5 protein-coding genes and 5 pseudogenes are annotated in these 8623 nt (G+C 64.2%); 9 read left to right on the forward strand and 1 reads right to left on the reverse strand.

Annotated elements, in window-relative coordinates; genetic code table 11:
- Positions 1-537, forward strand: a 537-nt coding sequence (locus GJ632_RS16005; RefSeq protein WP_191453475.1) for a flagellin, incomplete at its 5' end; no start/stop codon positions are given.
- A 278-nt stretch (positions 538-815) separates the two neighbouring features.
- Here GJ632_RS16005 and GJ632_RS16010 read toward each other — a convergent pair.
- Positions 816-1562 carry an ATPase domain-containing protein gene (locus GJ632_RS16010; protein ID WP_089806201.1) on the reverse strand — a complete coding sequence of 249 codons (747 nt, stop codon included), beginning with the start codon at positions 1560-1562 and terminating at the stop codon, positions 816-818.
- A gap of 303 nt (positions 1563-1865) precedes the next feature.
- Between GJ632_RS16010 and GJ632_RS16015 the strand changes: the two genes are divergently transcribed.
- From GJ632_RS16015 to GJ632_RS22290, 8 genes and pseudogenes are all read left to right on the forward strand, one after another.
- Positions 1866-3236: a FlaD/FlaE family flagellar protein gene (locus GJ632_RS16015; RefSeq protein ID WP_191453476.1), complete on the forward strand. Its 1371-nt coding sequence runs from the start codon at positions 1866-1868 to the stop codon at positions 3234-3236.
- Positions 3220-3681 (forward strand): fla cluster protein FlaF, encoded by a 462-nt coding sequence (locus tag GJ632_RS16020; RefSeq protein ID WP_343161214.1) that lies wholly within the window; start codon positions 3220-3222, stop codon positions 3679-3681. Before GJ632_RS16015 ends, GJ632_RS16020 begins: the two co-directional genes overlap by 17 nt.
- A 3-nt stretch (positions 3682-3684) precedes the next feature.
- Positions 3685-4134: a flagellar protein G gene (locus GJ632_RS16025; protein WP_089806204.1), complete on the forward strand. Its 450-nt coding sequence runs from the start codon at positions 3685-3687 to the stop codon at positions 4132-4134.
- Between the two features lie 2 nt (positions 4135-4136).
- Positions 4137-4885: pseudogene (locus GJ632_RS16030) on the forward strand (ATPase domain-containing protein).
- Positions 4885-5281 (forward strand): annotated as a pseudogene (locus tag GJ632_RS26015) (hypothetical protein); the annotation flags it as partial. The pseudogenes GJ632_RS16030 and GJ632_RS26015, both read left to right, overlap by 1 nt.
- Before the next feature lie 53 nt (positions 5282-5334).
- A pseudogene (locus GJ632_RS16035) lies at positions 5335-6551 on the forward strand (type II/IV secretion system ATPase subunit); the annotation flags it as partial.
- A 2-nt stretch (positions 6552-6553) separates the two neighbouring features.
- Positions 6554-8304 (forward strand): annotated as a pseudogene (flaJ, locus tag GJ632_RS16040) (archaellar assembly protein FlaJ).
- A gap of 21 nt (positions 8305-8325) precedes the next feature.
- A pseudogene (locus tag GJ632_RS22290) lies at positions 8326-8623 on the forward strand (hypothetical protein); the annotation flags it as partial.

The raw sequence follows: 8623 nt of genomic DNA on the forward strand, positions 1-8623 counted from the left end.
GTCCTCGTGAACACGGCCGGCTTCCTGCAGGCGACTGCCGAAGACGCCGGGCAGGAGAGCGTGAACAAGGTGACGAACCGCGTGGAGGTGCTGAACACCCACGGCGTGGTCGGCGCGGAACAGGACATCGACAACATCACGATGACCATCCGCCTGGCCGCCGGGTCCAGCAGCGTGGACATGAACGAGACGTCGATAAAGTACCTCAGCGGAGGGAACGTGACGACGCTCACGAACTCCACGAATCTGGACGGCAACGGTGACGCCATCTCCTCGGAACGCACGTTCGCGCTCTACAAAGTGACCGACGACGACGGGTCGTTCGGCGTTCTCAACAGCATGAACGACCGCTACGAGGTCGAAATCAACACGTCCGCCATTGAGGGTAGCAACGACGCGAACCTCGGCGGCGGCCTCACCACCGGCGAACAGGTGACGCTCGAGATGACGAGTCGGACGGGCGGCACCACGCAGGTCATCCTGACGATGCCCCAGCAACTCGCCGGTCGAAACCCGGGCGACCCGATCGAACTCTAAGTTCGCCGACTCGCTCGACTCACCGTTCGGCACCCCTTCATTTCTGAGACATCCCGCCCCCGAGCGGCGCGCCGTCTCGACGTGACAGATGGTGCGTCCGGCGGCGACTCCGCCGTCGCTGCACCGTTCGACGGTTCGAGAGCGGGAGGACGACGAGTGCGCCGTGAGAATCGAGGCCCGGGAGCGGAGCGTCGGAGAGACTCGGAAACGTCGGAGAGAGTTCAACGCGCAGAGGAGGAGACGAAGAGAGCGGTGCCGAGTCGAGAGCGGTCGAGCGCCTACTCCAGGTCGCCTTCTTCGCCGAACCACGGCGGCGACTCCCCGACCATCGAGAAGCCCGCCGCCTGTTCGTATATCTGGATGCCCCCGTCGTTTATCTCGAGAGGGAACATCGAGTTCTTGATGGACTGTTTGCGCATCTTCGCCACCCAGACGTAGCGGTTGCTCGTCGCGCCGGCGGGGCTCTGTATCAGGTAGATGTTCCCGTCGGTGAGGAAGTTCTCCAGCCCGATCTCCGTCTCGGGGAAGATGGCCGACTGCTCGGTCGTCAGCAGCGACGTCAGGTCGCTGTCCTTCAGAATGTCGATGAACTTCAGCAGGTACTGTCGCTGCTCTTTCTCGTCGTCGAAGAACAGTTGGAACATGGTCAGCGAGTCGAGGACGAGTCGATCGTACGACGTGTCCTGCAGGTCGCCGAGGATGCGGTCGAGCGTCGAGGAGAAGTCGCCGTCGCGGAGCAGTGCACGCTTGTCGTACACTTTGATCTTCCCCTCCTCGACGTACTCGGACCAGCGGTCGAAGCCGATGGACTCCGCCGCCTCCTGGATGTCGTCTTCGGCTTCCTCGAAGGTGAGGTAGATGCCCCCTTCGTCGTACTTGTCCACGCCGTTGTAGAGATACTGCAGACCGAGGATACTCTTCCCCGTCCCGGGGTTGCCGCTGATGAGTACCGCGGCGTTCTTGACGATGCCGCCGTTGAGGATGGAGTCGAGGCCTTCGACTCCGGTTTTTACGAACTCTGGCATAGATGATGACCCTCTGTATAGGCTATCGGTACGCTCATCAGTCTTCCATCCGGTTAATTCTTCTCACACGCCCTGAGCCGTTCGTTGACCCGAGAACGAGGTGTCGTGATAGCGTATCACGGCTGATAATTTGGTGGCAACATTCTTGTATTGATGACTGTATCGTTGAGTCAATGCTACCTGATTCCCCGACGTCGGAGTGCCATCCGACCGGGTGTCGGCGCGACACCGGAGTGAGGTCTGTGTGTCGCCGTCGGCCAGTGAGCGGAGCCAGTGGGCCCGCACGCGACGGAGGCGAGACGGATGGGAATGATGGACTGGATAGACGGGGAAGACGAAGACGCGCGGTCCGACGAAGAGGGGACCGGCCTCGCGACGGACGGTCTCGGCTTCGACGAGGACCTCGACGACTTCGGAGACGACTTCGGCGACTTCGACGACGACGACATGGAGGGTTTCGACGACGAAGACGCCGACTTCGGCGGCGGCGGCGGAGGTGGCGGCGTCGACCCCGACACGGTCGCCGAACTGGAAGACCGCGTCTCCGACCTCGAGAACGAGGTCAGCGCCACGTCCTCCAGCGTCAACACGGTCCGCGAGGAGAACAAACAGATCGGCGAAACCGTCGAAGAACTCGACGACACGGTCCGCAAACTCCTCGACATCTACGAGATGGTGACTCGCGGCATCAACCCGTTCGTGGACGACGCCCGCGAGATGGGCGGACTGGAGGGCGGCGGTTCGTTCGGCCTGTTCGACGCCGAGGAGGAGGAAGAAGAACACCTCGACCCCGACGTCGCGTCCGCGGACGCCGAGAGCTTCTTCGACGAGGACTTCGGCGAACTCGACGCCGACGCCGAGGCCGAGGAGGCCGAGTTGGCCGCCGAAGACGAACTCGCCGAGAACGAGGCCGAGGACCCGACCGAGGAAATTCTCGGCGACGAGGACCCGGTCGTCGAGGACGACGAGGACGACGCCGGCGGCGGGTCGAGTTTCGACGACCTCAAAGCCGAGTACGAGGAGGGCGAGGGTTGGGAAGAGGGCGAAGCGGAGGACGTCGACGACGGCCCCCTCGACGCGGACGATCTGGCGGTCGAGGACGACGACGTACCGACGACCGACGGACTCGTCGGCGAGGAGGAAGAAACGGACGAAGAGGACGACGCGGCCGAAGACGGCATCGACGACGTCGAGGAGGAACTCGACGCGGCCGACGAGAACCCGGACGCGGCGACCGAACCGGACGACACGGGGTCGTTCGAGTTCAGCGAACCGACGACCGAGACGGCGTCGCCGACGGACCGGGAGACGGAACAGTCGGAGGCGGAGGCCGACGTCTACCTCGCCACCCTGCCCGCGAGTTACGTCGCGGAGTCGGTGGCGCTGGAGTGGACCCGGTTCCTCGTCTCGGTCGGCGGCGCAATCGGCGCGGCGCGGGCGCTCCGACAGTACCGCGAACAGGAGTGGATCTCCCGCACCGTCGAGAGACAGATGAACGCGCACGTGCGCAACGCCGCCGCCTCCACGACGGCCGAGGAGCCGCGTGACCTCCGCGTCGAACACCACAAAGAGAGCCTCACGTACGTCAGCCGACTCGCGGGCGACGTCGCCGAGGCGCGTCTGCTCGAAGAGCTGTCGCACCGAGGAGGGGGTCACCGTGGGATTCGGCGTTAGCGGTTCGACGGCCATCATCTTCCTCGGCGTGCTCATCGCCACGGGCACGCTGTACACCGCCGCGGCGGGCACCGCGGAGACGCTCGAAGACGCCCACGACAGCGACGAGGAACGACTGCTCGACCGGCGGAACACGGCGATAACCGTCGGGTCGGTGACGTTCAACAACAGCACTCCGAACTACCCGACCGACGTCAACGTCACGAACACAGGGACGACGACGCTGTCGGTCAACGACACCTCGATGCTCGTCGACAACGAGTACAAAGACCTGAGCAGCGCGCCCTCTGTGACCGTCGACGGGGCGTCGGGAACCGACGTCTGGGCACCGGGAGAGACGCTCAGAGTGGAACTGAACCTCGACGATGCTCCCTCTCGCGTCAAAATCGTGACGGAGAACGGTATCAGCGCGGTGAACGCGACTCCCAACGAGGTGAACGTCTGACCGATGGCCGACGTCTCCGCACCCACGCTCATCCTGTTCATCGCCAGCCTCGTCATCGCAGCGGGCGTCTCGGGTGTCCTCATCAACACGGTGACCGACATCAGCAGCGCGCTCGACGACCGGGGCGCCGACGTGTCGAAGAACATCCGGACCGACGTGGAGGTCATCAGCGACTCCGAGTCGTCGGTGTACGACGACGGGAGCGGGAACTTGACGCTGTACGTGAAGAACACCGGCGACAGGACGCTCCCGGCGACGGGGGAGACGTTCGACGTCATCGTCGACGCGCAGTACCGGACCGACGTCACCGTCACCGTCGCCGACGGGAACACCGACTGGGCACCGCACGGCGTGGTCAAAGTCGTCGTCGGCGGTCTCTCTCTCGACAGCGGTGACCACCGCGTGAAGCTCGTCGTGGACGGCGACGAGGAAACCTTCAGATTCAGGACCTAATCATGAAATCGAGCCATTTCTCACTCGGGCTACAACAGCACGACCGGTTGCAGAAGGAACTCGGCGGGGGAATCCCGCGCGGGGCCATCGTCCTCATCGAGGGGGACTACGGCGCCGGCAAGAGCGTGCTCTCACAGCGGTTCACCTACGGCTTCAGTCAGGAGGACATCGTCACGTCGCTCATCTCCACGGAGTTGGGCGTCCGCGGGTTCCTCGACCAGATGCACTCGCTGGAGTACGACATGGTGAAGCCGCTGCTCAACGAGGAGGTGCTCTTCATCCCCGCGGAGATAGACGCGTCGGGGGCGCTGACGGGTGGTAACGCCTCCGAGCGGAAACAGCTCCTCCGCCGCCTGATGGAGGCCGAGACGCTGTGGGAGGCGGACGTGACAATCATCGACACGTTCGACGCCATCCTCCGGAACGACCCGCAGTTCGAGGCGCTGGTCCGGCAGAACGAGGAGCGACAGGCGGCGCTGGAGATCATCTCCTTCTTCCGCGAGTTGACGACGAAGAACAAGACCATCATCCTCACGGTGGACCCCTCGACGGTGGACGAGGACGCCATCGGCCCGTTCCGCTCCATCGCCGACGTCTACCTCCAGTTGGAGATGGTGGAAGTCGGCAACGCGTCCGCCGGAACATCTTCGTGAAGCGCTTCGCGGGGATGGGCGAACAGGTCGGTGACCGAATCGGGTTCTCCGTCCGGTCCGGAATCGGCATCGTCATCGAGTCGAGGAGCGTGGCGTAATGGCGACCGAACACGGCTCCGCGAAACTGTCCGACGACCTGAAGCAGCACGCGATGCGCTGGGGTCACCTGCGCGACCACCTCAAGCGGTTTCGCCAGATAACGGGCGAGTTCCCGATGCTGGTCGAGGAGGCGTCCGGCGAGTACGAGTCCCGGCGCCCGAACATCATCTACCACCTCGGCGGCCCCATCTACGCGCAGGTGTACGGCAACTTCGGCGAGACGACGAAGTACTACGCCATCGAACCGGAACTCGACGACCACGAACGCGAAGTGTTCGACCTGGTGAAGGACAAACTCCTCGAGCGCTCCGTGTCGAAGCCGGCGCCCGAGGCCGACGTGGAGTACGAGGACCGCATCGAGGAACTGCTCGAAGAGATCGTCGTCCTGGAGGGCAAGCAGACCGGCCGCGTCCACGAACTCATCCAGAAACTGGACATCGGCCCCGTGCAGATAACCGAGGAGACGTACGAGAAGATTCAGTACCGCCTCGTGCGCGACATCGTCGGTCTCGGTCCGCTCGAACCCATCATGCGCGACCCGGCGAACGAGGACATTCACGTCATCGGGCCCCAGCAGGTGGACGTCGACCACGGCGTGTTCGGCCTCCTCGAGACCACGGTCGAGTTCGGCTCGAAGGGCGACTTCGACAACTGGCTTCGGAACATGGGTGAGCGCATCGGCGACCCCGTCTCCGACGCCCACCCCATCGTGGACTCGACGCTGCCGGACGGCTCACGTATCAACATCATCTACTCCGACGACGTGTCGCTGAAGGGGTCGAGCCTCACCATCCGTCAGGGCGACGACGTTCCGCTGTCGGTGTTCCAGATATCGAAGTGGGGGACGCTCTCGCCGGAGTTGTGCGGTTACCTCTGGATGGCGCTGGAGAACGAGCGCACCATCTTCGTGGTCGGCGAGACGGCGTCCGGGAAGACGACGACGCTCAACGCCATCCTCTCGTTCATCCCGCAGGACTCGAAGATATACACGGCGGAGGACACCGCGGAGGTGTTGCCGCCGCACGACACGTGGCAGCAACTCCTCACGCGCGAGGGGCGCGGTGCGGACTCCGAGGTGGACATGTTCGACCTGGTCGCGGCCGCCCTGCGTTCGCGCCCCGACTACATCATCGTCGGGGAGGTCCGTGGCGAGGAGGGCCGGATGGCGTTCCAGGCGGCCCAGACCGGTCACCCCGTGATGCTGACGTTCCACGCGTCCGACATCGTCTCGATGATTCAGCGGTTCACCGGCGACCCCATCAACGTCCCCGAGACGTTCATGTCGAACTGTGACATCGCCCTGTTCCAGAACCGGGTGAAGCGGGGCAACGAGACGCTGCGTCGCGTGACCAGCGTGCAGGAGATAGAGGCTACTCCAAGGAGATGGGCGGCGTCGTCACCCGCGAGGCGTTCTACTGGGACCCCGTCGAGGACGAGATCGTGTTCCAGGGGCGGAACAACTCGTTCATCATGGAGGAGAAGATCGCGACGTTGCTCGGCTACGACGACACGCGGAAGATATACGACGACATCGAGTACCGCGCCGAAATCGTGCGTCGGGCGCAGCAGGAGAACATCACGGGCTACCACGAAGTGAACGAACTCATCGAGGACTTCCAGCGGGACGGCGCCGAGGGCCTCCCGTTCGACATGGCGAGGTTGTAACGATGTCCGAGACGAGTACCGGAGAGGGATTCGGCACGCAGACCAGACAGGTCAGAGCGTTCCTCGACTCCGTCCTGGAGTCGTACGAGCGGATGCCGATGCCCATCAGACGCTACGGGCTGGTGGTGTTGCTGCCGGCGGCGGTGTTCTTCGCCCCGCCCTCGTCGGCGCGATAGCGCTCCCGTTGCCGTTGCTCGTCCGCATCCCCATCTTCCTCCTCGGCGCACTCGTCGTCGTCGGCGCGGTGCTGTACCCGCGCCTCCTCGTCGAGGAGCAACGCCGCGGACTGGAGAACCAGATACACCTTCTCATCACCCACATGACCGTCCTCTCGACGACGAACATCGACCGGGTGTCGGTGTTCCGACAGCTCGGTCGGGAGGAGGAGTACGGCGAACTCGCCATCGAGATGCGCCGCATCACCGAACTCGTGGACACGTGGAACCAGTCGCTCGACGACGCCTGTGAGCGCCGGGCACGGCAGGTGCCGTCGAAACCGCTCGCGGACTTCCTCGACAGACTGGCGTACTCGCTCAGTGCGGGGCAGGACATCGACGACTTCCTCCTGGGTGAGCAGAACGCGATGGTCCAGAAGTACATCACCGTCTACGAGAGCGCGCTCGGCAACCTCGAAGTGATGAAGGACCTCTACCTCTCGATGATTCTCTCGATGACGTTCGCCGTCATCAACGCCATCGTCCTCCCCATCCTCACGGGGACGGACGCGACGATGACCATCGCGGCGGTCATCGTGCTGTTCGTCTTCGTCCAACTCGGGTTCTACTACGTCATCAAGACGATGTCGCCGTACGACCCGCTGTGGTACGTGCAGGACGAGTACCGGACCAAGGCCGACCGGCAGATAGACATCGCGCTCTACGGGGCCGTCGCGCTGTCGTTCGTCCTCGTCGGCGTCCTCGCCCTCGGGACGGCCGGGTTCACCGCCGTCGGCCAGTCGGTACAGGCGGTCATGATAGACACGCCCGTCCCCCTCCTCATCGCCGCACCGCTGACTCCCCTCGCCATCCCCGGCATCATCGCCCGGCGGCACGAGAACCGCATCAAGGAACGCGACGAGGAGTACCCCGGCTTCATCCGCGCGCTGGGGGCCTCCGAGAGCGCGAAGCAGAGCACGACCACCGCCGTCCTGAAGACGCTGCGGACGAAGGACTTCGGCGTCCTCTCGCGGGAGATAGACCGCCTGTACGTCCGGCTCAACATGCGAATCGGGCCGACCCGCTCGTGGTTCTTCTTCACCGCCGAGTCGAGTTCCTACCTCATCCAGAAGTTCAGCGAGATGTACAACATCGGCCGCCAGATGGGTGGGACGCCGAAGCAACTCGGCGAACTCATCTCGCGGAACATGAACGAGATAATCAAGCTCCGTCGCCAGCGCGAACAGGCGACGGTCACCCTCATCGGCGTCCTCTACGGCATCACGGCGTCGGCGTCGTTCGCCTTCTTCATCGGGCTGGAAGTCGTGGAGATTCTGGCCTCGTTCTCGACGAAGATGAACCTCGGTCAGATGCAGTTCGGCCAACTCATCTACGCGGGCGTCTACGACATCCCGTTCATCGAGTACCTCCTCGCACTCATCATCCTGTTCAACGCGCTGTTGTCCTCGCTGATGATTCGGATGGTGGACGGCGGTCACAAGGCGAACGCGTACCTCCACTTCGTGGTCCTCGTGTGGATCGGCTGTGCGAGTGCCGTCGCCACCTCCTCGCTCGCAGGAGCACTGATCAGCGTATGACTGACGACAGCGACACCGACCGTGACGCATCGACACCGCCTCGCGACGACCCGACTGCGCGACGGGAGGCCGACGCGAGACTCCGAACCGACGGGGGTGCCGAGCGCTCCTCCGACGGGGGGCGGCGCGTCGCCCGCGAACACGGACTCGAACGGCGAGGACCTGCTGGAAGCGTACCGGCAGAAGAAACAGGAGGACGTCGACGAGGACAGCGAGGCGGAGAAGCGACGACAGCGCGAACTGCGCAAGGCGAAGAACGGCGAGTCCATCATCGTCGACTTCGTGGCGAACTTCGTCGCCGGCGGGGACGCGACGTTCG

The organism is Halogeometricum sp. CBA1124 (assembly GCF_009741955.1).
GTDB lineage: Archaea > Halobacteriota > Halobacteria > Halobacteriales > Haloferacaceae > Halogeometricum > Halogeometricum rufum.